Here is a 25,812-nt window from a genome sequence, read left to right as displayed (position 1 = left end):
TTTCTACGTTGTTTTAATTTGAAATTCTGATTTGAATTAGGAAAGTTATAGATATTCCTATGGAAAAATCATTCCTAAACTTCATCTATTGGATATTAGTAAAGTCGGCCGAAAGTTATTATGGCGACTCAATGAAAACAGAAGTTCCTTATATACCTTATTTTTGATTGAAAAATATGGTTTAGAATTAGGCTCAATTGACATTACATATACATTAGAGGGTATAGCAACCCTCTTTTTTAATGAATATAAATACTTTTCTATTGCTGTTATTGGTTATTGCGAACTACACAAACCTATTCTTAAATATTAAAAACAGAAGAAAATGAAATTCTCAATTATCCCACTACTAGCTTTTCTGGCTTTACCTACTGCTGTTAATGCAAATAGTATGGTCAAAGATGCATTAAATAATGCTGATAAATTATTTGAATTAGGTTCTGATGGTTGCATTATGGTGACAATGGCAGTTAAAGTTGCAACAACTCCAGAGGCTTTTGGTGAAGTATCAGATAATCTGAAAAAGGAAGTGAAAACATATGCCAATAAATGTAATTTAAGTTTTTAATCAAACCTTTTTTACCTCAACTGATTTCAACTACGTTTTCACAACTAAGCATCTACTAAGCTAATTTAGTGTATTCGGCACTGAAAATATACTTTCTTCCATCGTTATTGTCGTCGTCGTTATGAAAGAAGAGATTAATACGAATAGTATTCCAAATCCAAAAAAATAGATAAATAGAGTATCGGGTCTAACACTTCATCATCTTCAAACATTCAATTTTAATTTGAGGAAACTTTATAATACCTAAATAATCACTTTATTATTAAATGGAAAGGTCTTTATGATTAAGTTGGTATTATTTCCTCTGAGAATATTTAAAGTCGATCTAAAACAAAATGATTTATTTCATTTTTAGAATGAATGTTCAAGTAATTTTTTAAATTAAATGTGTGGAAGTTTTGAACTGAAAACTAAATTTGTAAACCTACCAAAGATTTTAAAACGAGACTATCCTATCGGACTTGATAAAAAATATCAGACTCAAAATTTAATAAGACCTATCGACCCAATTCTTGTTATTAAGAACGAGGGAAGAATTAAAACTACTTTTATGTCATGGGGCTTTATTTCTCCTTGGACCAAACACCCATTTGATAAAGAAAGACCTAGACCATTTAATGCACGATCAGAAACTGTGGAAGAAAAAAAATTATTTAGCGGAAGTTGGAAACATAAAAGGTGCTTAATACCAGCAAGTGGTTTTTTTGAAAAAAAATATCGTATCCGCAAGAAGAATTATGAGACTTTTTGGTTAGGAGGAATCTGGAGCAGGTGGTACTCACCTGATGGTGCCGAAATTGAAAGTTGCTGTGTTTTAACAACCGAACCAAATGCATTAGTTCAACCTATACATCACCGCATGCCCGTGGTTGTGCCTGAGGGATATGAAGAACAATGGACAGAGCAAGTTAAAGATATTGATGAATTAAAAGGTTTGCTTCCAATTATGATGGGTTGGTCACCTGATGGATGGGTGGTAGAAAATTTAAAGAGAAATAAGACTGATCAAATGAGTTTGTTTTAAATGAGAAACTTATTCCTATAGATCTTTTTTGGATTATTTTCTGAAGTAAATAAGAGAACAATTTAAGGTAAATTGATTGACATTAGATTTAAAATTAAAGTAATAACCCCTTTTTGATTATGGAAAGTAAGTTTTATCAGTGGTGGAAAAATCATAGAAAACTTGTAACTTTTGGTTTGTTCCTATTCTTTTTTGCTTTTTATCTCAGAACCCCTTTTGATAAGGAAGCAAAAATAAAGGATACCTGCGCGAAATTAAATTCAAGTTACCAAATTAAAGGGGATGAAGCGATAAAGGCGCTTAATTTAAAGGAAATAAAAAACTATAACAATCGCGAATTAGCTAATTATTATTGCGAAAGATATTTGGGTATTAAATAGGAAGATGAAATGCTTATTTAAAAGTTGTTTTTAAGGATAAAAATCTACTTTCCAACGCATTGCGCAATAATTTAACGGGTTATATCCATTGCAATTCCAGAACTTGAATATTTTGATAGAAAAGTGGTGAAAGTTAGCATCATTAAAAAAAGCCCAACAAAAATAAATAGCAAATGCAGTTACAATAAACGCAGTATATTGAAGCCAATGGACTCCCGAATTATCAACTCCATTTTTATCAAAATTTAAATTACTCATTTATAGGAAAGGATATGCTATCCAACCAAATAAGGTGTAGTTAATAATCACAGCCATAAATCCAATCATTGCGAGTCGACCATTGGTCCTTTCTGCAATAAACCAATAGCTATTAGGCCATTCAAAATTCCTCCCCATATTGGATATTTGATCTTCCAAAATTGGAGTCTCTTTAGTGATATTTTCCTGTTCGAGATAATAATTACTATCTGGGTAGAAGCTTTCGCTTGAAAAATTATCTTTAAATTTATTCATTTTGTTAAATTTGAATCCTAAACATACTAAAAAGGTTTTTTAAAATATGTTGTTTAATATCTTTTTTAATTGCCTCAATGGCATCTTTATACTTTTCGGGTTCAGTTAAAATCATTTTGATCAAATTGTATTGACTTTCTATTTCTTGCGAAGAAATTTTCTCATAAAAAAAGAGGGTTTTATCCCTCTATGATAGATCGACTATCAATCTCTTTCTATGAGTAGACTTTGGCAACTATTGGACCAGCTTCTTCATCAGTAAATACAGGTGTGGTTTCCCAATTTAGAAATTCACCCCATTCAGCGGCATGTTGATATATTGCCTTTGGATCATCAGTCTTTAAAACTATCCAACCCTCTAAAGAACCAGGTGCATGATACCTTCCAATCATTTCAACTCCAGGATAATCTCCCCCCCCACCAAGAAATTTTTCTGCACCTTTTTGATGATATCCGGCCTTAAATGACCAATGCTGAACATAAAGCATTTTTTTAATTATTATTGGCTTTCTATTACTAGCAAAAAAAATAATTTCTGAAAATAAATAATTTTAATTACGCCTCTTTTTTTGATCGACTTTAAATTAATTTACCCACTATTTGTCTACTTGTGAGATGGAAAAATTTTTCCAATAAAAAAGCGAGTCTGGGTAACTCGCTAGTATGAATTAGCTTTGATTGGGTCGGAGCGAAAGAATTAAAACCTGCGATCTATTTCTCCCAAAGCACTTAAGAGCCATAGCTCAGCACTAGGTTTTCTAGATATATCTAATTAGTTGATTGTTTCTACGAAGTTTTTCGTGACAAATAAAGTAATATTTGACCGCAAAATATTAGTTAGGAAAAATGTGAATAGCATTTTATACAAGATATTGATCTATTTAAATCAATAAAAATTTTTGAGATGGAATATAGTTTTAAGAAATTATGAGCAAAAATTTTGGAATCATTTGATTACTTCGAATATCTAAATTCAATATCATTTCATCCACCTGCAATGATAATTACTACACTTGTATTCTTTTATATAAGAAGAAAATTTTTATTAGCTGGCAAAAAACATTAGTAATCTATTTAATATTTATATTTTTGAATGAGTCAAAAATTAAATAAACAAAGCAAGTAATAAAAACAATTACATATATTGATTCCATTTAACTTACCGTTGTTATTGAACTGCTTAATCCATAAGTGAGAAAAATAAAACTTGCAAAAGTAACTCCTAGCATTACTGTTGTGTAGAGTTTATTTAGTTTGAAATTATTTCTTGTAGATGAAAAGTCTGCAATAACAAAACTTTTCATTGAATATTTATTTCTATTTCTGAAATTATTGCTGTTAACCAAACTGCCTAAAATTGGATCTGAAGAAACGCTTATTTCTTGATTGATAACAGAATTTAAACCTTTATCTTCATTGAAGAATCTTGGAAACATGTATGCATGCCATAAAGCTATTATTGCCACCCAGAAAACTAAGCTAACTCCTGCAAAACCAAAAAGTAAGAATCTAAAGGTTTCCATATTTTTATTTTAAGTAACTAAAATCTACAACAAAAAAATTATCTAAATATCGCAATCCAAAAAAATATACTTTAAATAAATCAATTAATCATTTCATGATGTTACTAATGATTAGAAACAATGTTAATAGGGGTTTTTCTTTAAATATAAGTTAATGATTAAATCATTTATTTAACTAAAAAAGACAAAATAATAATCAAATTTATTATTACTTTTTTTAGAAATGGATTTCAGGATTTTACTTGTTATTACACCAATAATATTCTCATGGATATTTACAGTCTTTTGGTTAGGTAGGTGGGATGTATTTAGATTAACACCACTAGGATTACCAAAGAGAGGAGTAGCTCCTTTTAAAAATTATCAAGTGTGGGAAGATTCAGCATTAATTCCTGATACTGGCAGACCAACAGAGGGTTATCCAGTATTTACTGTAAGAACAGCAGCAGTAAATGCCCTAGGGATTCCAACCGTTTTCTTCCTTGGAGCAATATTGGCAATGCAGTTTAAATCTTATTAATTAATAGGGAATTTTATGGACATTAGATTTTTAATTGTTGGAGCACCATTTTTAGTTGCATTTTTTTATACCTTATTTTGGCTAAAAAAATGGGGTGCTTTTAATTCTACGAATAATAATTTGCCAAAAAATACTTATGTTAAAGATGAATCAATACAACAAAGTTATAATTTAGAGAATATCTTTCTAACAAAAAATTAATCAAATTTTTCTTACGTTTAAATTAATACCTTGTCATGATTCCAATAGAACAGTATTTGTTTTTTGCAGTTTCTCTTTATGGATTTTTTCATCTTTCAATAATTATAGTAAGTACATTAATTAGTTTTTCCTAAGCAATAAATACATAAAATATTAAACACTTATTTGTATAAAATAAATCTTCCTGTATCTTAAAACTCATTGTATAAATGTATAAGTAGATATTAGGGCAATCTACTAACCGCTAGCTTTGATAAAGCGGTTCGTAATGAGAACCTCCCTTTGACCTCATTTTCTTTTTCGCAATCTTAGAAAATGAGGTTTAAATATTTTTTAATATTCAGGAATATTAAAGTAAATTTTCTATATAAATCCGTTCATTAAATTTAATTCATGATTATGTATATTATTTACTTTTTAAAAAAGATTTTTTTATTTATAAAGAATATGTAGATATTTGGCGAATCTGCAACGGTATAGATTCCGTCTTTATGAACCTAGCCAACGAAAATATTCTTAACTACGTTTTAGTTATTTTAGTAGTTAGGAATATTTTTATTTTAAGGTTAATTTTTTCTTAAGAACAAATGAACAATAAATCACAAAAAGTATCCTCATTAGAAAATATCTACAAGAATTTGGAATCTGGCATGCCAGATAATAAATCAATTAAAGACTATGCTCTTCCTAATGCGAGACAGTGGTTAGGTGGAAGATATGTAGCCCTCTGGGTATTACCTATTTATTTAATTGAAAAAATTGCAAAATTAGCAGCTTCCTTTGCATTTATAAAACCATATTCTCCAATTAAGTATGGCCCTTCTTATAAAAAACCAGAAACTTTGTACACTTCTTTAAAAGGTGTTTTTAAAGGAGAAGACCATTTAAGATTTTTTGATCATAGGTTTATCGCTATTTGGGTATTGCCTATTGCTTTGACTGGAATTGTTTTTGAGGTGCTTTTCATATCTCCCACTAAGAATACTTTTCCCTTCAATTAAGCATTTTTTGCCTACTATTTGACTATTTTTTATCAAAGGAGTAATAAGTAAGGCCTGTTAAGTAAACCAAGAAAAGTTAATTTTCTTGAATCTTTAAAAAATCCTAAATTTGTTAGATAACCTTATATAGATCATGACACTACATAAGTTATTCAAATCATCTTAAGTAGCAGATATTACCAAATAGGTTTGTGTATTTTGAAATGAATATTTTTGCCTACGAAAACACCCTAAAACAAACTTTTTCTTGAAATAAAGATTGACAAGACATTTATAAAAAAAACTTCTATAAAACATTAACTTCTTTTATGATTATGTTTCTAACAAACAAGACTCGTTTAAAAATTAAGGATATCGTTAAGAGGATTTCAATAGATGAACCAGTTTCATTGGAGGAAAGGATTTATGTGGAAAAGTTTGCAAAACATAATTCAACCATATGGACATGGTTAAAGAAAGCAAACAGCTTAAGAAGATATGGAAAACAAAATTCAGATGGAATAAATGGATTGATACAATCACTTGGACTTGATGGTTTGGAAACTGAAAGTCATTTTGATCCTAAAAATGATGATATTGCTGATTGGTTTAGTGGGTCTCCTGATTGGGTGAGAAGAAGCTAATTGATACTTGTAAAAGATTGATTTTCAATAAATATGCCCGCTATCTGTCCACTTTAGGCGTGGACAAATTTATCTATTAAAAAAGCGAGTCAGCATAACTCGCCAGAATGAATTTGTTTTGATTGAGTAAGGGCGACAGGATTCGAACCTGCGACCTAGTGCTCCCAAAGCAGTCCATCAGCAGATTGTGCAGTAGATCAAATAAATAAGTGCTAGTAAAACTTCTTTCTTAGGAAAGACTTATAGAAATGAGTCTCAATATTCCTCTCAAATACAGTATGAAATAGCAAAGTTATGCGAATGATCGCCCGAGGATTGTTCGCTCAAGACAAAAAGAGAAGCTGATTGGCTAGTGTTTTATTGTTTCTATGACAATCGGGGGAGAATATTTAAATTTTGTTTATTAATTGACTTGCGCATTAAAATTAAAGAAATTACTGATTAAGTTTTAAAAAAATATGATGAAAAGATTATTCTTTGGAATTGCTGCTTTTGGTCTTCTTTTAACTGGTTGTGCTAGCAATCAAAACGATAATATTTCTAGGCTATCCCTTATACAAAAAAGAGATGAATTAATTTGCGGGGTAAGCGGAAAAATCCCAGGTTTTAGCTTTATTGAAGGAGACGGTAGTTATAAAGGATTAGACGTAGATATATGTAAAGCCTTTGCTGCAGCAATAATAGGAGATTCAGAAAAAATTCAGTTTAGACCTCTAACTGCTGCTGAAAGATTTTTAGCTATTAAAACAGGAGATATTGATTTGTTGTCAAGGAACACTACTTTAACTCTTAGTAGAGATTCTTTTGGAGGGAACGGGTTAACTTTCGCCCCTGTAGTTTTTCATGATGGGCAAGGGTTAATGGTTAAAAAAAATAGCGGTATTGAAAGTATTCAAGATCTCGCTAATAAGTCTATATGTGTAGGTTCAGGAACAACTACTGAGCAAAATATTAATGACACTTTTGAAAGTCTTTCGCTTCCCTATATCCCAATTAAATATCAAGATCTTAACCAGGTAGTCGCAGGATATCTACAAGGTAGATGTCAAGCGATGACCTCTGATCGATCTCAATTGGCAGCAGCTAGATCAGGTTTTAAGAATGCAAAAGATCATATTATTCTTGATGATGTTTTAAGTAAGGAGCCTTTAGCACCTGCATCAGATGGGTCTGAACAGAAACTTGCCGATGCTATGAGATGGACAGTTTTTGCTTTGATGGCTGCTGAGGAGCAAGGTATAACTCAATCAAATATTGCTGATAAGGTTCAACTTGCAGAAAATAATCCACAATTAAAATCATTAAGAAGATTTCTTGGAGTTGATGGAGGTTTAGGAGAAAAAATCGGATTAAGAAATGATTTCGTTGTTAATGTTATAAAAGCTACTGGAAATTATGGTGAAATTTATGATAGAAATCTTGGGATAGATAGTGATGTCCCTATCCCAAGAGGATTGAACGAAATTTACAGTAAAGGTGGTTTACATATCTCTCCACCATTTAATTAATTGCAAATTATAAATTATATTTAAGAATGAGTAAAAATAAAAAAATATTTTTTCAGATTCTTTTGATGTTGGCCGTTCTTGGTTTTTTAGGGATATTAACTAATAATTTAATAATGAATCTTACAAGAACAGGCATAGGATTCAATTTTAATTGGTTAACAAAGCCTGCAAGCTTTTCTTTGGCAGAACATCCCTTGCCCTATAGTCCTTCGGACAGTTATGCTTGGGCCCTTTTTATGGGATGGATGAATAGCTTGAAAGTTATTATTTCATCTCTTGTTTTAGCATCTTGTATTGGAACGTTAATAGGTTTTTTGAGAGTAGGTAAAAATTCATTTTTTAGAATTATTACGGCTGGATATATCACATTTATTAGGCAGACTCCACTTTTAATTCAACTTATGTGTTGGTATTTTGTTGGATTTCTGAGTATAAGAAATAATTCTTTTTTGAATTTAAGTAATAGAATTAACATTTCCAATAAAGGGATAGAGTTATTTGGACTTAATTTATCTTCAGAGTTTTCAGCATTATTATTTGGTTTAAGTATATTTTCAAGCGCATTTATTGCAGAAGTAATTCGAGGTGGAATTCAGTCTGTTCCCATAGGTCAATGGGAAGCTTTTCGAAGTTTAGGTATTTCCGAAAAACAAGGATTTATTAAAATAATAATACCTCAAGCATTACCAGCTTTTATTCCAGGACTTACGAGTCAATATCTAAATCTTGCAAAAAATAGCACACTTGCAATAGCTATAGGCTATGCAGATATTTATGCAATAAATGACACGATCATCAACCAAACGGGAAGAGCTGTAGAGTGTTTTATAATTTTACTTTGCAGTTTTTTAATCCTTAATTTAGTAATAACAAAAATAATGGGATTCATCGATAAATCAATAATGAAAACAAGGATATAACTTATTAATGAATAATATAAATCCAAATTTAAATCCAAATTTAAATCCAAATTTATTTAAAAAAATTAAAAATTCTTTATTAGCAAAATCAAAATATAATTTCTGCAATTTTATATTTTTTCTGATTTCAATTTTTTTAATTTTTAAAATTTTAACTTCGATATTTATAAATTTTAATTGGGAAGTCGTAACATCAAATCTTAATTTATATGTATTTGGGAGCTTTCCAATCGATCAGCAATGGAGACCTATTCTTTGGTTCTTCATTCTTTTATCTATTACATTTATTACAATTTATGGGCCTAAATGGAATTGGATTCGTAAAAATTTAATTTTTGGATGGATTGGAACAGTACCATTAGGAATTTATTTGCTTTATGGGGGTTTGGGTTTAAATCCAGTAATGACACGTCATTGGGGTGGATTAACCCTAACAATTCTTATAACTTCTTGTAGTATTCTTTTCTCTTTACCAATTGGTATTTTATTAGCTCTTTGCAGAAGAAGTTCAATATTTTTAATTCAGAAGTCAAGTTCTTTTTATATTGATGTAATGAGAGCTGTTCCTCTTATCTCTGTACTTTTTTTTGGACAATTGTTAATACCTTTATTTTTACCTGTCGGTTTAGAAATAGATCGTGTCTGGAGGGCTGTAATAGCTTTTACTTTTTTTGTCTCAGCATATATAGCTGAAGATATTAAAGGAGGATTACAGTCGATACCTAAAAATCAGATAGAAGCTGCTAAAAGTCTTGGCTTAAACAAATATCAAATAAATATATACATTCTTATTCCACAAGCCTTAAGAGTTGCATTGCCAGCTATTACAAACCAGTTAATTGGGCTTTTTCAAAATACATCTTTAATGTCTATCTTAGGTTTAATGGAATTACTTGGTGTAAGTAGGAGTATTCTTGCCAATCCAGAATTCATAGGACAATATATTGAAGTATATATTTGGTTAGCTTCCGTCTATTGGCTTTTTTGCACAATTATGGCTTTTGTTTCAAAAAAACTTGAGCAAAAAATGACAATTAATAAAGGATATTAATCTTATATCTATGAAGCCAATACTTACCGCTAAAAATCTCACCAAATCATATGCTAAAGGTATTCTTGCTCTTAATAAAGTTTCATTTACCCTGGATCAAGGCAAGGTTCTCGTAATTATGGGTCCATCGGGATCAGGGAAGAGCACACTTATTAGGACCATTAATGGTCTTGAAACTTTTGATAAAGGTGAATTAAATGTTTTAGGTATAAAAATTAGGGCAGATTCAGACGAAAGAAAAATTCAAAAAATTAGACGTAGAGTTGGGATGGTTTTCCAGCAATTTAATTTGTTTCCCCATTTATCAATTTTAGAAAATATAACACTTGCTCCGATTCAGGTTCAAAAACGTAATAAACAAGAAGCAGAAGAGTATGGGATGTATTTACTTTGTCAAATGGGAATAGAATCTCATGCAAAAAAGTACCCTGGTCAACTTAGTGGTGGAGAACAACAACGAGTTGCTATTGCACGATCTTTAGCCTTAAAACCTGAATTATTATTATTTGATGAACCCACTAGTGCATTGGATCCAGAGCGTATTAATGAAGTGCTTGATGCAATGAGAAGGCTAGCTGATCAAGGTATGACTATGATTGTGGTAACACATGAAATTAAATTTGCTAAGGAAGTAAGCGATCAGGTTTTATTTATAGATTCAGGAAAGATTTTAGAAATCTCTTCTCCAGAAATTTTCTTTTCAAACGCTAGACATGAAAGGAGTAGAAAGTTTCTAAATCAAATCAACTGATCCATTTATAAAAAAACTATTTAAATTTAAATAAGCAGAGGTGTTTTTTATGAAAATAGAGCTAGTAGCCATTTATTACAGATTTGCTGTGCAAATTTAATCTCCATCAAGAGTGAGCCAAAACGCAAAATGCAGCAAGGTATAGCAAATGATCGCCCAGAGAGTATTTAAGAATGGTGAGAAGTTAATCGGGGCGACAGGATTCGAACCTACGACCTAGTGCTCCCAAAGCAATAGTGTGTAGTTAGTGAGACTAAGGGATTTAAGCTATAACTGAAGCTATAGATTGAATATGAGACTCTGTAGATGTACGTAAGAGAATGGTTCGTAATTGAATCACACACATTTGTGTGTAAAAATTTAAGTCATATATAGCACTAGTGTCTTATGTCAGAAAAATGGATTAGCAACTTTAGAACAGCACTAAAGAGTAAATGCGGTAAAAACTGGACTGTTTACAACTCCAGAGGAATCGTAAGGCTACAAGTTGGGAAAAGACCAAATGAAGAAACTTTATCTACTGCTTATAAATGGTCAGAAGATACTTGGATAGATGCCCTAAACAGGATTACAACTATTAATCAGATATTTACAGAATCAAAAGGAAAAATTGATTTAAAAACAGCCTATGCAATTTCATCTAGTGCTAGTTCAATTCTGGAACTTGATTGGCCTGATGCTTTAAACAGCTATAGATCATTTAAAACTAATGTTTCTGAAAAAACTTGGAAGTCTAAGCATTTACCTGTTTTACATATTGCATTGACTTTATTGAACAAAAAAAAGAAACCAAAGAACGCAGAAGAATTATCTAATCTTGCTTTATCTAAATGGACTAAGGGCACTACTCAAAGAAGGCATATGAGAATAGCTCTAAATAGCTTTTTAAATTATGTAGTCCAAAGACAGGACTTCCCTTCTAAATGGCTACCGCCTGTAATGTCAGATGATGAAGCAGTTACAACTACTAAGCGTATAGGTTATCCATTGTCAGATAGTCAGATTCTTAGATTAGTTGATTCAGTAAAGAATCCCAGATGGAAGTTTGCTCTACAACTTATGGCTACTTATGGACTTAGACCAAACGATCTAAAACACCTTCATACAAGAAATAATGGTAATGAATTATGGTCTGATTATCGTAAATCTCAGGGCGGTAAAAAAGGTTTAACAACACAACCAAGACAGTTATTTCCTTTATTTGTAGAAGATATAGATGGAAGCAAAAATAATTGGAATTTAATGAAAAAAATCCATATAAAAGAAGAATTACCAACGATTAATGACAAGGGCGGTGCAGGTCAGGCTGTAGGTCGATTCCTTAGAGATAACAAAGTATGGCAACAACTAAAAAAAGAAGCAGAAGATGAAAGACAACAGCTAACTCCTTACAGTTTTAGACATAGATATGCTTATGTCGGTCATAACAGACAAAAAGATGATGGTACTTATAGAGCACCTAAACAAATAGCTGATGCTATGGGTCATTCTTTAGATGTTCACTTGAGTTCTTATTCCAGATTTATGACTAAGGAACTTGCTAAGAACTTTGACCAAGAAACAGTAAAGGTAAGTTAACTATGTACTGCACTTTTACAGAGGCTTATAAGTGTTTAGGCTTTAAATCTAGAGCTTCGATATATCAACTTAGAGATAAAGGCATACTTGATCCTTATATAAGACAAATAAATGACCAAAAATACCTTTTTATGGGAAAAATTAGGGGTGTAACTCTTGCTAAACATATTCAAAAAAATCTGACTTCTAACAACTGGATACCGATTAACGATTATGACCTTAAGAAATACATAGAACTCGCTAATTCACACTAATCTCGCCTAAATCGACTTATACGCTGTCTAAGTTCATATATCGCAGACGCTAGACAAAAAAAGAGCGTATGAACGACCCACAGCAGTATGCCTAGAAAGAACCTATGCCGTCATATCTCGATAGGTTGCTATCTTTTTTGCTGCTATATCGTCAGGTGTATTTTCAATTTCTTTTGTCTTATCAATCTGCCATTGTCTAATAGCATCTACATTAAACAGGACTTTACTTTTTAGTTTGCCTGTCACATATAACCAATGATCGCCTGCTACTAATTCCTTATGGTTTTTTAGTTCCCACAATAACGATTGAGACATACATAAAAGTTCTGCTGCTTCTTTAACACTTACATATCTATCCATAAAAAAAGAGGGTGGTTAATTCCCTCTAATGTAGATCGACTGTCAATCATTAATAAGTATAGGGTCGAGGGTAGAAAGTCAGTAAAGAAACAACTATGGAGTGTTGGTGTTACGCACAACAGAGGATATAAGGATCGACCCAAACTTATACCCTTAACTAACTACCCTCTAATACTTATGTGGTTATGTCTTGGATAGCTCCAAATGATTCAGCATGACGAACCTTTATATCTACAGCTTGTAGGATTCTTACTGCTGTAACACCTGTTTGCATTGCTGAATAAGGATCAACAAGGATTTCTACTTCACCAAAGATTCCTATTAATAAGTCACTAAAGTTTCCATAGATCATTGCAGAACAAACACCACTTGATGAGCCTTTAGTTAGGTTTGATGGCACGTTGTTTGTAACCATAAAACTTCTATTAGCTAGTTGCTGTTCACCTACTGCACCCGCATAAGGATTTAAGTGATATGCACTATTGCCGTCTTTAAGTTTGCTCAATGCATTTTCTACAGCGGTGTTAGTAACGAAAGCACAATTAGCAACGTCAGCATTATCGACTGCGACTGTTTGCTTAAGGTCTAAAACCTTATCAAGTGTGATCGCTCCACCATTAGTTCCTATAGCTACAGAGCCGATACCTGTAGTTTGTAGGATGCCATCAGGTTCATTAGAACCACCACCATTAAGTGCAACTGAATCTAGTTTTGTAGCAAGTGTAGAAATAAAGTCATCTCTAATTAATCCTTCTATTTCTGGGGTAGCTTGCAACTTCATTAAGTGACTGAACTTAGAATATGCACCCATTACTTTTGGAGACATTGAGATAGTTCCGAATGTTCCTGTTGATTCAGTAACCGAGCCAGATTCAGCTACGAAATAAGCTGTTGCCCCTGCTGTTCTAGTAGGAATAGAAACATCACCAATTAGTCCAGGCAAAACTGTTGCACCTAATTCAAGTGCTACTGACTTAGCTCTAAGAACATCTACAAAGTTATCGGGCATTTGCATAGTGGCGACTAAGTTTCCACCTGCTGAAGCTGTGCCTTTGACGTAATCTCTAGTTTTCCAGTTCTCATGAGGAACAAAGATACCTTGAGAAGTTCTGCCGTTTCTGTGGCTTAATTCCTGTTGGATTTCTCTTTCTTTACCTGCTTCTGACCAGTTACCAGAAACAGATGCTTGCATTGCTTTTACTATTGAAAAGTCTTTAGCTGCTCTTTCGTACTCATCAGGTTTTGACTCATATAAGTAGTCAGCAGAATTGATTTGATGCTCAGGCATAATTCTTTCGTTTAAAGGTTTACTTGTTGGCGGTAATAAACTTCTGTCTATTCCTACGTTTGTATCTGCGGGAACTGTCACTAATGACAATTCATGAGGCTGCCAGATAACGGCTCTCATGTTTCCGTCTTCGTCTTCTTCAGTTTTTTCAACTGTGTAACCAACGCTGATATTTCGCAAAACACCGATTTCAGTATCTTTGCGTAGTTGTTGGGCTAAATCGCTAGTTCCCCACTCGATAGTGGCTCGACCTTTTCTGTCTTCTATCCACGCATTAACAACTCGCCCAATGGGTTTGTTCATATCATGGTTAAACAAGAAAGGTGCAGAATTTCTAAGTCTTGATAGATCAACAGAGTTAACGTCATGGTCTAATACTTCTGAGTAATGACCTCGATTAACAGGAGTCTCAGAAGAAAAACTAAAAGTTAGTTGATCGGTCTGGGAGTCAGATGTCTCATCAATCAAATCTACAAATCTGTGAACTAGTTTTTTGTCTAGTACTTTCTTCATAAGTGATTGCGACTACTAGCTTTATACACCCTGTTTTTTTGACCAAAATTAAGGTTTTTTCTTATATCTCTCTATAACTTCTTAAGTAAGTCTTAGATTCCTTTATTCCTCTAAAAATGCGTGTTATTTTGGCTTAAATGCCTCTAAAAAAGTGTCACATAGGGGTTGACGATTCTTGAAGAAAACAGGATTTAACGTAACTCAGGGCATGGCTTTACTACTTTTAAAGCCTTTAAATTTACCTGCAAATCTTGTTTTAAATTTGATTATTTATATAACTAACCCTAAGAACAATATCGGCTATTAAAAATAGCTATTAAATATAGAAGTTTTCTTCCAACCTTCTTTCAATAATTCTGCATATTCTTTTCTTGCAGCTTCAACAGTTTCTACCCTGCTACCTTTCATTACTGGTTTACTTGATCGTTTATAAACGCATCCGTAGGAAATCATCATTGCATCTATCGAAGGGGATGGTTTAGATACATCTTCAAATGGTTCAAATACCTTGATTCTGGATCTATCTTTATTTATCAGGGTGAATTTCTCCATATATATAGTTTAGTTCCCGAGGGAAATGGTCGGGAAGTCATGTTTTGTTAGTCATACCAATAGATATAGTCCTATTCCTTCCCATTAGATATAGATGTACCCCTAAAAAATAAATTATTAGACCCCTTTCTCTCTGTCGGGAAGTGGGAATAGGAAAAACAAGTCTATGACTGTAATCTGCCTATTCCCGAGGTTTTTTATCGGGAACTGTTCTCTATCTTTTGTATCTCGCTATCAACTAAACCATATTTACCTTTTTGCAGCCTTTTAAGTTTTCTTTTATTGACCATTATTCCGAGAGTATTATCAACAGTTTTACGTTTAGCTGAAGCAGTCCTATAAGCAGTATCTATAATCTCTTTTCTACTTACACTAGTGATTCCCATTTTATAAAAATCACCCAAAATTTCGATAATTACATCTTCACAGCTACCGACTATATCTCTCTGTTCTATTAGCTCCATTTCAGCATCAACTAATTTATATGTAATGGTTCTTCTAGGGTCTATTGTTGCTGCTCTATCCTTTTTAAATTCAGCAGTAACACCGATAGTTTCATTTGTATCTTCATCTTTTTTTGCCTTCAGGTGCATTACCATTGACGGCTCTTCCGCCCAACTTTTAGCCCCTGCATGAGCACCTTTAGCAGTACCATCATGGCTAAGAATCTCTATATGAGCCTTATTAGGTTGTGCAATTATTTCCCTTAAATACTGTAAAAACAGCCTAGTTGATTCATTATCTATATAAGACCAACCACCTCTGGAACTAACACTTTTTGCACTATCAATAACCACATAATTTATTTGATTTTTTTCAATAAACCTCTTTAATTTAACGATTCCATTTATATTTGCTGCCCAAGGTTTTTGACCCTGTTTCTGTTCATAACCCCATACAAATATTTTCTTATTTTTACCTTTTTTAAATAAAGGACTATCTTCAGGAATGGCTAAATCAAACATTGATTTTTTAAATGTATTTACACCGCCATCAGTACATATAAATAGAGACTTTCCTTTTTTACAAGGTGTATCTCTATCTAAAATGTTTGTTCCTCTAGCGAAGTTAATAGCCTTATATAAAGCATGGGTTGTTTTACCAGAACCATAAGAACCATAACTAAGAGATATATCTCCCTCTAAAAGCCACCCATCCATTAAATAGGTAAGAGGTTCTACAGTTTCAAGATCAACAGAATCATCTGTAGTTTCAGTTTTAGGGATAGATTTATCAATCAATAAATTAAATAATTTTGCATCTAATTTTGAATCTTGCAGTTTGAATTGACTTTTAATAATTGATCTTAAAGTCATCTCTTCATCATGCTTTTGATATTCAATAGCTAGAAGTAAATTATTTAATAAATCAGAAAAACCAAAGCTAGATGGATCATCAGTATTGGTGCTTTCTTGGATAGCCCTTTTACTAGCCATATATCTTTCATTGTCTAACCTCTGTTGTTCATCAATATCAAAGTAGAACTCATCCATTTTTACCCCCTGCACTAAGGCGATTTCTTATATGAATCATTGATTCGATAGTTGAATCTAAGAACCAACTTAATTTGTGTTTTTTCGCTTTTTGAATACGACAATCCCAGACATAGACAATGATTCTTGTCTTATTTTGTGGAATTAGCTCAGGACAGTAGCTCTCTATAGGCTTGTAATCTACAATTAATTTAGATCCATAGATAAGAGAGCCCTGTTCCCATGACAGGGCTTTTTTCATGATAATTTTTTCTGAATGTTGTTAAATTTTTTTGAGTAATATCCGTTTAAATCCTTCTGTTTTTTTGACAGTTCAAAGACCAGATTTTTCATCTCGTCATAAGCCTGAGTGAGTTCCTTATAACGATTACCAAGCTCTATATGCTCTTGAGCAACAAGATTACTTTTGACCATTACTTGAGCTAACAAAGAGCCAAGCATCATTTCGCCTTCAGATTTTAGGTAGGGGCGTATATCTATAAGGACACTATCTATAAGTGCCCTGTATTGATCGGTATTCATTATTTTTACTTCCTATAACTAAGATTTTTATTGTCTAATTTTCTAGTCATCAACTTATTAATTTCTTTATTGTCATAGGTTTCATTACTACGACTATCTTTAGCAGTACGTTCTAATAGAGCCTTTCTACAGAGCTCTAAATTATATATATGTTTACCCCGCAATTTACCCTCACCTACAGAGTAGTAATGAGTGCCCGCCTTAAATAGATTTTTATCTCTATATATATAGACAGATTTAACAGAACAATAAAGTGCTTCGGCAAGTTCCCGAATTTCTAGCCAAGTGTGATTTTGTGACATGAGTACCCATAGAAAAATTGGTTTAAATTTTTCCTGACCCAATCAGCAAGCCCCATAAAACAATGGTATTTCCCTTGCACAAATAAAAATTTGCCTAAACTGTTTTTCCGCTTTTCAAGAAGTTGGTCAACCCCGCTTGTTAATTAAAACTAGACTTCGTGACGGCAGTTAGAGAATAAGACGGATACAAAATGTATCGCAGGTGAACGCTAGCTTTTATAGGCGAAGTGGGAAACCAAGAGAAATGAGTCTTGGCAGCTTTTCATTTAATTCACGGCACATTCCGTGCTAGCTATTCGATAACCTAATAGTAATTAAGGTGCACTTATATTTCAATGCCGAAACATTAGGTCGTGTGTAAAAAATAATTTAGTGAGACAGGTGATTACACACAAATCACACACAGAGAAAATATCTAATTGCTGAGACTCCAATCGGGGCGACAGGATTCGAACCTGCGACCTAGTGCTCCCAAAGCACTTAACAACCCTAGTAGGATACTATGTCTACAAGCCATGACTAAATAGTTGCGGGGTATTGCTTAATTTGACATGACAATATGAGAAACATTTGACGGCATATTGACGGCTGTTTTTAAAATTCTAAGCATTTTTTTGTAATAATTTAATTCCAGATATAACAGAGATTATTGATGAAATACCAAGAAATATCGAATAAAAGGGCTGTAAATTAAAAATACCAAAATTGCCAGTATGCCATTTTATTAACCAAAAAGCATCTACTCCTAATGGCTGAAGAATACTATAAGCAGTTCCAGATATAAGAGTAATTAGTAAGGGGATTGCAGAGAGTGAAGCTACTTTTCTATGTATTTTTCTTTTGTTAATTTTCTTTCTTTGCATTTACATTCTTAGGTATCTATGTAATTCTTTTTCATTCTCACAAGGAAGCCATTTATCTTGATTTTTATGTGTCCCAACGCAACCAAGTTCTAATGATTTTTTTTTGGCTTCTTTCCTCGTGGAAAATGTACCTTTCATATGGGCATAAGAAGAAAAATTCAAATTTATAAATATGAAAAATAAAAAAGTGAGTATTTTTATTTTCTTAAAAACAAAAGTCATAATTTAATTGATCAATATTATCTAGGGTGAAATTTGGTCGAATATTTTTGTATTGCCATTATTACTAAATGAAACTACTTTATAAGTTTCATAATTATGAGAGTGTGATTCATGAGAATGTGTTTCCATGCCAGGAGATCCATGCGGCATACCAGGAACGGCTATACCAGAGATAATTGGTTTCTCTTTAAAAAGTTTGTTAATTGATTCAATCGGAACATGCCCTTCAATCGTGTAGTTGCCTATTTTTGCAGAATGGCAGGATCTTAAATTATTGGGAACATTATATTGTTGTTTAATTTCTGAGATATTTTCAACAATGTTATCAACAACTTCTAATCCATTATCTCGTAAATGATTTACCCATTTCTTGCAACAACTGCATGATTCTGATCTATAAGAAAGGACTTTAGGGATATTTATATTTTCTTGATTTTTAGCAGCGCTTTCTTGAGGATTAAATGAATTTACGATGAGAATACCAGAAAATAAAAGTGAGTTAAGCAAACTCCTTTTAAAAATTGATTTATTAGATTCCATTTTTTTTAGAAATTATGATTTTAAAAATAAATTAATTCATTTTTTATAAATTTGCTATCGAAGTAGAATCAAACCACTCATGATTGTCATTAAAAGATTTTCAATAAAACTAATAATTCCTAAAGGGGTTTTTGCATATCCACCTACGCATGCACAATTTAATTTTAATTTATCTAAGTAAACTGCCTTGAATACTGATGCCATTCCAATAATGCCTAGAATAAAAGCAATTAAAATGACCGAAGAGGGTGGTGCAGAAAGTAAAAAACTAATACCAATTAATAATTCGCAAAAAGGATAAATATAAATCCACTGGTTAAACCGAGAAGAAATTAAATCATATTTTTTAAAACTTATACCAAAAGCTTCAATATCCATAATCTTCAGCATCGCTAAAAGACATATTGATATTCCCATAAAAACTTGGAAGTTTTTAATCAAGGTAATAGTTATAAGTAATGATGTACCAAAAACTACAATCAATGGTTTAAGAGACTTTAATTGCATTTTTTTAACTTTTAAGAATAGAGTCACAAATACTAGAGGGATTTGCTTGCTTAACTATTTTTAGTCTTTTGATTAGTGTTTCTCGGTCTACTTGATGCTTTAAGTATTTAATACAAAGATTTTTCTCTTGATAGACCTCTGCTATTGGAGAGAGCTTTAAAGCTATAGCAAATGTTCCAATTACTAAAAGTATGTTTATGGCTAATCGAATGTTTGGGCGAAAATTAGATCTCATTATTATTTTTAAACTTTATCTAAAAGCTCTATTTAATATAAATCTTCTAGCTAGATATTGTAGTTTTTTCGTTTGAAGATCGCCTCTATATACATAATCTACAAGGAAAAAGTAAATTAATAGTCTCAAAACTACTAGGTTGACGGCAATTTGACGGCATTCTCTGCCGTCAGATTTTCCAATAAAAAAGTGAGTCTGGGTAACTCGCTAGTATGACTTGGTTTTTAAGAGTCGGGGCGACAGGATTCGAACCTGCGACCTAGTGCTCCCAAAGCACTGGACACCCCTAGATGAGCACTCGTGTTATTGGCTATAACTTATTTATTGCTGATTTATGCGTGTTTTGTCCTGAAAAATAAACCCTCATATGACATAAATATGACATAAATTTGATTTTTGATTAGGTTAGATAAAAAATTATTTTGATGGAAAAGAGTGATAATAAAAAAGGCTGTATTTCCCCATTAGGGTGTTTTTTAACTTTTTTTGGTTTAGCAGTTGCTGGAGCTTTATTGCCTCTTATTATCCCTACAGGGTATTGGAGGGATTGTGCTGGACAAGAATTTAGCGGTTATTCAGAATGTGAAGATTACATAAAACGGAATAGAGAGTATTACGGCAATATGCAAAAAAATAATTCTGAGGATGCCAGTAATTTCACGAATAATATGATTGATAGAGCAAAAGAAGTTAATAGAATATGTAAAAATGCTGATCCAAAGAACCCTCCCTCTAAATATGACTGCTTCCTTGAAACTCTAGATGCAAGAGAAACTATAAAAGCCATAGTTAAAGAATGTTCAAAGAAAAATAAAAATCAAGAAGCTTTGTTTGATGTTAAGAAAGAGTTTAAGATGTATTCCTTCATACCCTTAAATAGAGACTGTAAAGGAGATGAGAATAATTTGATTACTGCAAAATCTAAAAACCTATCTACCCATCCCAGTTGGTCTTTTGATGTAAGAAATAAAAAGGAAATTTGTAATCATGAAGGTCGCAATGAGATTTTAAAGGGATGTAATTCTAGAATCAATGGAAAATGGGACTATTGGGTGAGAATAATCCCAAGGAGAACTTATTATTAGAAAATTTTTAATCTAACTTTTTAAACCAAGAAAAACTACGCAGAAATTCGCAAATTATCGAAAATTTACGCATATGACATAAATATGACATAAATATGAATATGTCATATTTAAGGCAATAAAAAAGACAGGCTGGGAAACCCGTCTATGACTTGGATTATAAGAGTCGGGGCGACAGGATTCGAACCTGCGACCTAGTGCTCCCAAAGCACTCGATCTATCAAACGTAAAAATTCAATATTTCCTTACTATAACTAGGGTATAGGTAAGTGGTGCGAGTGGGTTTGAGTCTCAATCTATCACAAAGTACATATTACTATATACTAAATACATACGCTCAGCTACCCCTACAGCTACCCCCTGAGCGACCTAGTGCCTTTTGTAAACTAGGTCGGAGATTTGAATGTCTTTTTGGAAAGTCGATTTAAAATATTAGGGAATAACTCCTCTCTTGTGAAAAGATTTTTAGTTTCATTCTTAGCTGCACTCGCTCTTCCTACTGTTGCTAATGCAAATGTAGATCCCAAAATCGCTGAGATTTGTATGAAAGCGACTGATTTTCAGGGGTGTGTACAAAGTATGTCTGGTCAAACAGATAAAAATTCGTCTAAAAATTCTGATTTTGATAAGGCTTTAAACTTTTTTAAAGAAGGTGCTTCTTTAGAAGCAATAAGATCAACAAATAAGTTTCTTGGTCTAAATCCAGACTCTAAAGAAGGATACGTACTAAGTGCACTAATAAACATTTATGATTTATCAAAATTTGATGAAGCTTTAGATGATATAAATATTGCTATTGATATTGATAATGCATATGCTTACCCTTATGCATTAAAAGCATCAGTTTTTTATTTTGATTTGGGAGGGAGTTTTTCTAAATCATTCAAATACCTTCAAGCAGGTCTCGACCTTTCGCCTGAAGACCCTCATGTTAATTTTATTGCAGGTGATATTCAGTTTGATAATGGCTTCGCTGTTCTAGGAGGAGATACTTTTGACCTAGATAAGAAGCCCAAAAATAAAAAAGCTTTATCTTTAAAATCTTTTGAGAATGCAAAAAAGAATTTTGAAAAAACACTAGCCAATATAAACCTTGATAGATACAAAAATCCCTTAGCGGAGAGCTCTTATACTCTTGATGCAACTTATACAACCACAGCTCTTCTAGGAGATACTAATTTTGAATTATATTTTTTATATAGAGATATAAACGAAAGATCAAAAGCAAAACAAGTTTTAGAAGAAGCATTAGAGCATTATTCAAAAGCAATTTCTATAGCCCCTACACAAGAAGAAGTTGAAAAGTTGGAATTAGATAGGGATTTTGATTTGATTAGTCCTGCTGATGTTTATAGAGCTAGAGGTGAAGTATATAGCTGGATGAATAATAAGTTGAAGAAAGCTTGCAGTGATTGGAAGGTTGCTAAAAAACTTGGTGATGAGGGGGCTCGAGATAATTTCAGAAACTTTAAATGCTGATTTTGTTAATGCTTTAGAAAAAGAATTTATTAAATAAAACGCTTACTAGGATCTTTTTGGCCATGCTGGTGGATGTCGTTCAATGGCACTAACTACATCAAAGTACTTCCTACGAGCTACCCTTCTAGCTACCCTTTCTCAATCTGAGACATAAACATAAAAAAAGAGAGTTTGGGTAACTCTCTAGTATGACTTGGTTTTTAAGAGTCGGGGCGACAGGATTCGAACCTGCGACCTAGTGCTCCCAAAGCACCCGCGCTACCAAGCTGCGCCACGCCCCGCCAATCAGATTTTAGTTCATAACTGACATCTATTAAAGACCAAAATGACAAAATTTTAAAAAAAAATATTTTTTAGGTATAAAGTAGGAATATCCGTAAAAATTGCTTACTAGTTTTCAAAAGTTTTAATTAATTTTAAGAATTATTTTTTGAGAAAATTATGAGTAAATTTTAGTTAAATTGAAATTATCAAATTTATTTTACTGAAAATTCTAAAAATTTCTTTATTAAGGAATACTTACAAAGGATTTTTAATTTGAAAAATTGAAGAAAAGCTTTCTTCGTTTTTAATAAAATAAATGTTTTAATTTAGGAAATATAGAAAATACCTATTGTATAAATTTATATAAGACCAAGATATCCCGCGGTAGTTCCAACTGTTAGGAAAAAACAGAATTCCAGTAAATCTCTTGGAAATTTGTTCAACACTAAATTGATTTGAGTCATTTAACCTTGTGCTCCTCAGGTATGAATTTTTCAAAAATATAACTACAATTTTATGTAAACGAGAGATGCTTTCAGTTTCTTTTGTTTTTTTATAGATTTCAAATCTTTAACTCATTAAATATTTAAATTTTATTATCAATATATTTATCTAGAGATTTAGTTCAAGAATATTTTTCGAAAGAATCCAATGCAAAATTATTTAGTTGAAAAAACTCCAATGGCTCTCTCATTAATTTTGAATAATTTTTCCATCCTCCAACAGATTTATTATTGATTGGTGACCTTACTTCAACATTACTTGCAGTAAAAAAACCTTGCTCACTTTTATGGTGATTTAAATAATTGTTACTCCAACTAATACCTAACCAATCCAATATCTTTTTAATTTGTGTCTCAGGATCATTAACGAGCTTATCGTAATTCAAAAAATAGATATGATTTTTATATTTTTCTCTATAAAAACTCATCATTTTAAAATGATGAACGTAATAGTTAGCTGTATCGATTAATGATGAGGAATATTCATTACCAGCACCTGTAAACTTTGCTCTATACATGGATAAAATATTATCTAAAGGGTTTCTAAATGTATAAATTATTTTGGAATGTTCTAGCTTGGAAACAATGTGCGGGATGTGCATAAAGTTTCCGAGCATCTTATTTGTGGTTATTTTTTTTTTGGAAAAATTTTGACTAAATTTAAAATAAAGTTGATCAATATTAGAGTAATTTGACTCCTCAGATTCTTTCAGAGCATTAATTAAAATAGAATTTTCTCCTAAGTTATAAACATCCTGATTCATTCCTAATATTGATTCAACTAAGGTAGATCCTGACCTGGGAAGTCCAACTATAAAGATATCTCTTAAAAAATTAAATTTAGGGATGTCAAATGATTTATCTAAATTTGTTTTTTCTTTAATTAACTCTGAATATTTTATGACCCTTTCTATGTTCGAAGGTCTATCTAAGAGTTTGAAATCATTAGCTTGCTTTAATAATTCGGAACTTTTTTCAAAATTCCTTTTCTTATGAAAAATATTTGCTTTAGAAAAAAGAATAGTATACTTATCATAAATAGTATTGAAATTAGTAATTTTTGTATTTAAGATTATATTTACTAAATTTTGATCTTTTTCAGGACTTACAATAGTAGACAAAAGATAATAAGAAATTGAATGCTTAGGATTTATATTTAAAATTTTCTTAAGGTAATTTATGCTTTCTTCTTTTCTTCCAATACCCACTAAAAAATCTGCGTAACTATATAAAGTCTCATCATCAGAAGGAGCTTTGTTAATTGCTTTATTATAATTTTTTTTTGCCTCTTCAAAATCCCCAATATCCTTATAGATATCACCCAACAAACCATCAAATAAATGATTATTTGAAAACATATTTCTTGCTTTTTCTGCAATTATCGCAGCATCCTTAGGTTTATTTAAACTTATTAAGATTTTGATTAAATTATGATAACCTTCCCAAAGACTTGGGTTCAAATCTATTGCTTTTTTAGCAAAAGGATATGCTTCATAAAACCTTCCCCGGTTATTTAAAATAAATCCCATTTTAAAAAAAGGGATAAAATTTTTAGGGTTAATTTTGATAGCATTTTTCAGCAAAAGTATGGCATCATTAAATTTGTTTTGTTGTTGGCAAATTGTTGCATAGTTCAAAAATACTTTCTCTTCAAGAAATTTATTTTTTATAAGTTGATGGTAAATTTTTGAGGCTTCCTCAAGCTCACCTTTTTTTTGCAAAGTTAATGCATTTTGAAAAAGAGCTTTATTATTGTTTTTTGGGTGTTGTTTTTTATCCCGATCCATTTTATTAACTTCTGATTCTTTAAAACCCTTCATTTATTTATACTTAACTTAATTTTAGTTTGTTCAGAAATTGTTTTAATAATATTATACGAGTTGGAAATTCTAATAAATATTCTTTATCAAATAAATTTTGTTCTAAATAGACATTTTTTGCTAAATTAATCTTATTCAGAAATATCTATGGATTATTTAAAAAAATCACTTAAAAAATTAAATATTCAAAGAGATTACGAAGAAGTTGATACTAAGATTGCAAGTGGTTGGTATGTTGAACCACTAGAAGGCACTGCTAAAAAGAAAAAATTTAAAACTAAAGAAGTTGAATTTAAGATTTCCAAAAAAAAAATTAACCCTTAACAATTTAAATAAAAAGCAAGCCAGATCATATACAGGTTATTAAAGTGGCACATCAAAATCAAAAAAGTATCTATAATTACTTGATTTAGTATCACTAGTTATTATATTTTAAGGTGTACTTTAAATTTCGTGTGAGGAAATTTATGAAGCTTTTTAAAAGCTTGCTTGTAGCTCCTGCGACACTAGGCTTACTAGCGCCAATGTCTGCTACAGCAAACGAAGTCACTATTAATGATTTCGCACCTGCAGAAGAACTTGCAGTTACAAATAGCCGTGTAGACGGTTTAGAAGCTAGGCTTAACAATTTTGAGGCTGGTTCATTTTCATCAACAACATCTGCAGCATTTTCTGTAGACATGGCAATCGGTGCTGTTGACAGCGGCGCAGGTAGTGAAGCTGTTGTTACTGCTTACGGTTTCCAGATGGATCTATCAACATCATTCACTGGTGAAGACACTCTTGCAGTAGCAATTGATGCTGGTGATGGTGGAAACGTAGGTCAGGCACTTGAAGAGCTAGATCTAA

General features: G+C 31.8%; 34 protein-coding genes, 1 tRNA gene and 1 pseudogene. 18 read left to right on the top strand and 18 right to left on the bottom strand.

The genetic code is table 11. The features are described from left to right. The first annotated feature begins 88 nt into the window (after positions 1-88). The 4 genes from HA151_RS06185 (at position 89) to HA151_RS06170 (ending at position 1,972) form a co-directional block, all read left to right on the top strand. Positions 89-313, top strand: coding sequence for a hypothetical protein (locus HA151_RS06185; protein WP_209106623.1), 225 nt, complete (start codon positions 89-91; stop codon positions 311-313). 12 nt (positions 314-325) lie between these two features. Beyond that, positions 326-568: a hypothetical protein gene (locus HA151_RS06180; protein ID WP_209106622.1), complete on the top strand. Its 243-nt coding sequence runs from the start codon at positions 326-328 to the stop codon at positions 566-568. A 385-nt stretch (positions 569-953) separates the two neighbouring features. Further along, the gene (locus HA151_RS06175) at positions 954-1,592 is read left to right on the top strand and encodes an SOS response-associated peptidase (protein ID WP_209106621.1); all 639 of its coding nucleotides are present in this window, start codon (positions 954-956) and stop codon (positions 1,590-1,592) included. 119 nt (positions 1,593-1,711) lie between these two features. Continuing rightward, positions 1,712-1,972: a hypothetical protein gene (locus HA151_RS06170; protein WP_209106620.1), complete on the top strand. Its 261-nt coding sequence runs from the start codon at positions 1,712-1,714 to the stop codon at positions 1,970-1,972. Between the two features lie 30 nt (positions 1,973-2,002). On the opposite strand, the gene HA151_RS06165 is transcribed toward HA151_RS06170, so the two are convergent. The 4 genes from HA151_RS06165 to HA151_RS06150 form a co-directional block, all read right to left on the bottom strand. Beyond that, a complete protein-coding gene (locus HA151_RS06165; protein WP_209106619.1) occupies positions 2,003-2,230 on the bottom strand; it encodes a hypothetical protein in 228 nt (75 codons plus the stop codon). Further along, the gene (locus HA151_RS06160) at positions 2,231-2,485 is read right to left on the bottom strand and encodes a high light inducible protein (protein ID WP_209106618.1); all 255 of its coding nucleotides are present in this window, start codon (positions 2,483-2,485) and stop codon (positions 2,231-2,233) included. 215 nt (positions 2,486-2,700) lie between these two features. Continuing rightward, positions 2,701-2,973 (bottom strand): DUF3303 domain-containing protein, encoded by a 273-nt coding sequence (locus tag HA151_RS06155; RefSeq protein WP_019480434.1) that lies wholly within the window; start codon positions 2,971-2,973, stop codon positions 2,701-2,703. Positions 2,974-3,639: 666 nt separating this feature from the next. Further along, positions 3,640-4,008: a hypothetical protein gene (locus HA151_RS06150; protein ID WP_209106617.1), complete on the bottom strand. Its 369-nt coding sequence runs from the start codon at positions 4,006-4,008 to the stop codon at positions 3,640-3,642. A gap of 223 nt (positions 4,009-4,231) precedes the next feature. Here HA151_RS06150 and psbF point away from each other — a divergent pair, with 223 nt between their 5' ends. From psbF to HA151_RS06100, 10 genes are all read left to right on the top strand, one after another. Then, positions 4,232-4,528, top strand: a complete 297-nt coding sequence (psbF, locus tag HA151_RS06145) for a cytochrome b559 subunit beta, long form (protein WP_209106616.1) — start codon at positions 4,232-4,234, stop codon at positions 4,526-4,528. A 15-nt stretch (positions 4,529-4,543) separates the two neighbouring features. Continuing rightward, positions 4,544-4,729 carry a hypothetical protein gene (locus HA151_RS06140; RefSeq protein ID WP_209106615.1) on the top strand — a complete coding sequence of 62 codons (186 nt, stop codon included), beginning with the start codon at positions 4,544-4,546 and terminating at the stop codon, positions 4,727-4,729. A 587-nt stretch (positions 4,730-5,316) separates the two neighbouring features. Next, positions 5,317-5,730, top strand: coding sequence for a hypothetical protein (locus HA151_RS06135; RefSeq protein ID WP_209106614.1), 414 nt, complete (start codon positions 5,317-5,319; stop codon positions 5,728-5,730). 314 nt (positions 5,731-6,044) lie between these two features. Further along, positions 6,045-6,353 (top strand): hypothetical protein, encoded by a 309-nt coding sequence (locus HA151_RS06130; protein WP_209106613.1) that lies wholly within the window; start codon positions 6,045-6,047, stop codon positions 6,351-6,353. Positions 6,354-6,811: 458 nt separating this feature from the next. After that, a complete protein-coding gene (locus tag HA151_RS06125; protein WP_209106612.1) occupies positions 6,812-7,861 on the top strand; it encodes an amino acid ABC transporter substrate-binding protein in 1,050 nt (349 codons plus the stop codon). A 26-nt stretch (positions 7,862-7,887) separates the two neighbouring features. Continuing rightward, on the top strand, positions 7,888-8,781 hold the full coding sequence (locus tag HA151_RS06120) for an ABC transporter permease subunit (RefSeq protein ID WP_209106611.1): 894 nt from the start codon (positions 7,888-7,890) through the stop codon (positions 8,779-8,781). A gap of 7 nt (positions 8,782-8,788) precedes the next feature. Beyond that, positions 8,789-9,832: an amino acid ABC transporter permease gene (locus HA151_RS06115; protein WP_209106610.1), complete on the top strand. Its 1,044-nt coding sequence runs from the start codon at positions 8,789-8,791 to the stop codon at positions 9,830-9,832. A gap of 10 nt (positions 9,833-9,842) precedes the next feature. Continuing rightward, positions 9,843-10,583: an amino acid ABC transporter ATP-binding protein gene (locus HA151_RS06110; RefSeq protein ID WP_209106609.1), complete on the top strand. Its 741-nt coding sequence runs from the start codon at positions 9,843-9,845 to the stop codon at positions 10,581-10,583. Positions 10,584-10,970: 387 nt separating this feature from the next. Further along, positions 10,971-12,161, top strand: a complete 1,191-nt coding sequence (locus HA151_RS06105) for an integrase (protein ID WP_245151618.1) — start codon at positions 10,971-10,973, stop codon at positions 12,159-12,161. 2 nt (positions 12,162-12,163) lie between these two features. Then, positions 12,164-12,415, top strand: coding sequence for a hypothetical protein (locus HA151_RS06100; protein ID WP_209106608.1), 252 nt, complete (start codon positions 12,164-12,166; stop codon positions 12,413-12,415). A gap of 102 nt (positions 12,416-12,517) precedes the next feature. Here the strand turns inward: HA151_RS06100 and HA151_RS06095 are convergent, their stop codons facing one another. The 12 genes from HA151_RS06095 to HA151_RS06040 form a co-directional block, all read right to left on the bottom strand. Then, a complete protein-coding gene (locus HA151_RS06095; protein WP_209106607.1) occupies positions 12,518-12,775 on the bottom strand; it encodes a hypothetical protein in 258 nt (85 codons plus the stop codon). 175 nt (positions 12,776-12,950) lie between these two features. Further along, positions 12,951-14,576, bottom strand: coding sequence for a phage major capsid protein (locus tag HA151_RS06090; protein WP_209106606.1), 1,626 nt, complete (start codon positions 14,574-14,576; stop codon positions 12,951-12,953). Positions 14,577-14,879: 303 nt separating this feature from the next. Next, the gene (locus HA151_RS06085; RefSeq protein WP_209106605.1) at positions 14,880-15,128 is read right to left on the bottom strand and encodes a DUF1651 domain-containing protein; all 249 of its coding nucleotides are present in this window, start codon (positions 15,126-15,128) and stop codon (positions 14,880-14,882) included. Positions 15,129-15,325: 197 nt separating this feature from the next. Then, complete coding sequence (locus tag HA151_RS06080; protein ID WP_209106604.1) at positions 15,326-16,621, bottom strand: AAA family ATPase; 1,296 nt, start codon at positions 16,619-16,621, stop codon at positions 15,326-15,328. Then, positions 16,614-16,862: a hypothetical protein gene (locus tag HA151_RS06075; RefSeq protein WP_209106603.1), complete on the bottom strand. Its 249-nt coding sequence runs from the start codon at positions 16,860-16,862 to the stop codon at positions 16,614-16,616. Before HA151_RS06075 ends, HA151_RS06080 begins: the two co-directional genes overlap by 8 nt. Beyond that, positions 16,859-17,143 carry a hypothetical protein gene (locus HA151_RS06070; protein WP_209106602.1) on the bottom strand — a complete coding sequence of 95 codons (285 nt, stop codon included), beginning with the start codon at positions 17,141-17,143 and terminating at the stop codon, positions 16,859-16,861. The genes HA151_RS06075 and HA151_RS06070 overlap by 4 nt, the downstream gene beginning before the upstream one ends. Positions 17,144-17,148: 5 nt before the next feature. Continuing rightward, the gene (locus HA151_RS06065; RefSeq protein ID WP_209106601.1) at positions 17,149-17,445 is read right to left on the bottom strand and encodes a hypothetical protein; all 297 of its coding nucleotides are present in this window, start codon (positions 17,443-17,445) and stop codon (positions 17,149-17,151) included. 602 nt (positions 17,446-18,047) lie between these two features. Beyond that, on the bottom strand, positions 18,048-18,308 hold the full coding sequence (locus tag HA151_RS06060) for a hypothetical protein (RefSeq protein ID WP_209106600.1): 261 nt from the start codon (positions 18,306-18,308) through the stop codon (positions 18,048-18,050). After that, a complete protein-coding gene (locus tag HA151_RS06055) occupies positions 18,309-18,446 on the bottom strand; it encodes a DUF3721 domain-containing protein (RefSeq protein WP_209106599.1) in 138 nt (45 codons plus the stop codon). 105 nt (positions 18,447-18,551) lie between these two features. Continuing rightward, the gene (locus HA151_RS06050; RefSeq protein WP_209106598.1) at positions 18,552-19,070 is read right to left on the bottom strand and encodes a DUF411 domain-containing protein; all 519 of its coding nucleotides are present in this window, start codon (positions 19,068-19,070) and stop codon (positions 18,552-18,554) included. 54 nt (positions 19,071-19,124) lie between these two features. Then, a complete protein-coding gene (locus HA151_RS06045; RefSeq protein WP_209106597.1) occupies positions 19,125-19,577 on the bottom strand; it encodes a MauE/DoxX family redox-associated membrane protein in 453 nt (150 codons plus the stop codon). A 4-nt stretch (positions 19,578-19,581) separates the two neighbouring features. Then, entirely contained in the window at positions 19,582-19,812 is a 231-nt protein-coding gene (locus HA151_RS06040) for a hypothetical protein (protein WP_209106596.1), read from the bottom strand. Positions 19,813-20,237: 425 nt separating this feature from the next. Here HA151_RS06040 and HA151_RS06035 point away from each other — a divergent pair, with 425 nt between their 5' ends. Both HA151_RS06035 and HA151_RS06030 read left to right on the top strand, forming a co-directional pair. Continuing rightward, the gene (locus HA151_RS06035; RefSeq protein ID WP_209106595.1) at positions 20,238-20,897 is read left to right on the top strand and encodes a hypothetical protein; all 660 of its coding nucleotides are present in this window, start codon (positions 20,238-20,240) and stop codon (positions 20,895-20,897) included. A gap of 411 nt (positions 20,898-21,308) precedes the next feature. Beyond that, positions 21,309-22,376: a tetratricopeptide repeat protein gene (locus tag HA151_RS06030; RefSeq protein ID WP_209106594.1), complete on the top strand. Its 1,068-nt coding sequence runs from the start codon at positions 21,309-21,311 to the stop codon at positions 22,374-22,376. 207 nt (positions 22,377-22,583) lie between these two features. On the opposite strand, the gene HA151_RS06025 is transcribed toward HA151_RS06030, so the two are convergent. Both HA151_RS06025 and HA151_RS06020 read right to left on the bottom strand, forming a co-directional pair. Then, positions 22,584-22,657: transfer RNA gene (locus HA151_RS06025), tRNA-Pro, on the bottom strand. A 608-nt stretch (positions 22,658-23,265) separates the two neighbouring features. Beyond that, positions 23,266-24,963, bottom strand: a complete 1,698-nt coding sequence (locus HA151_RS06020; RefSeq protein WP_209106593.1) for a tetratricopeptide repeat-containing sulfotransferase family protein — start codon at positions 24,961-24,963, stop codon at positions 23,266-23,268. Positions 24,964-25,110: 147 nt separating this feature from the next. Between HA151_RS06020 and HA151_RS06015 the strand changes: the two genes are divergently transcribed. Together HA151_RS06015 and HA151_RS06010 are read left to right on the top strand one after the other, a co-directional pair. Further along, the gene (locus HA151_RS06015; RefSeq protein ID WP_209106592.1) at positions 25,111-25,287 is read left to right on the top strand and encodes a hypothetical protein; all 177 of its coding nucleotides are present in this window, start codon (positions 25,111-25,113) and stop codon (positions 25,285-25,287) included. A gap of 143 nt (positions 25,288-25,430) precedes the next feature. Beyond that, positions 25,431-25,812: pseudogene (locus HA151_RS06010) on the top strand (porin); the annotation flags it as partial.

It is taken from the genome of Prochlorococcus marinus XMU1419 (assembly GCF_017695955.1).
In the GTDB taxonomy this organism is placed as follows: Bacteria; Cyanobacteriota; Cyanobacteriia; order PCC-6307; family Cyanobiaceae; genus Prochlorococcus_A; species Prochlorococcus_A marinus_AD.
This window is presented reverse-complemented; position numbering and strand designations above follow the sequence as displayed.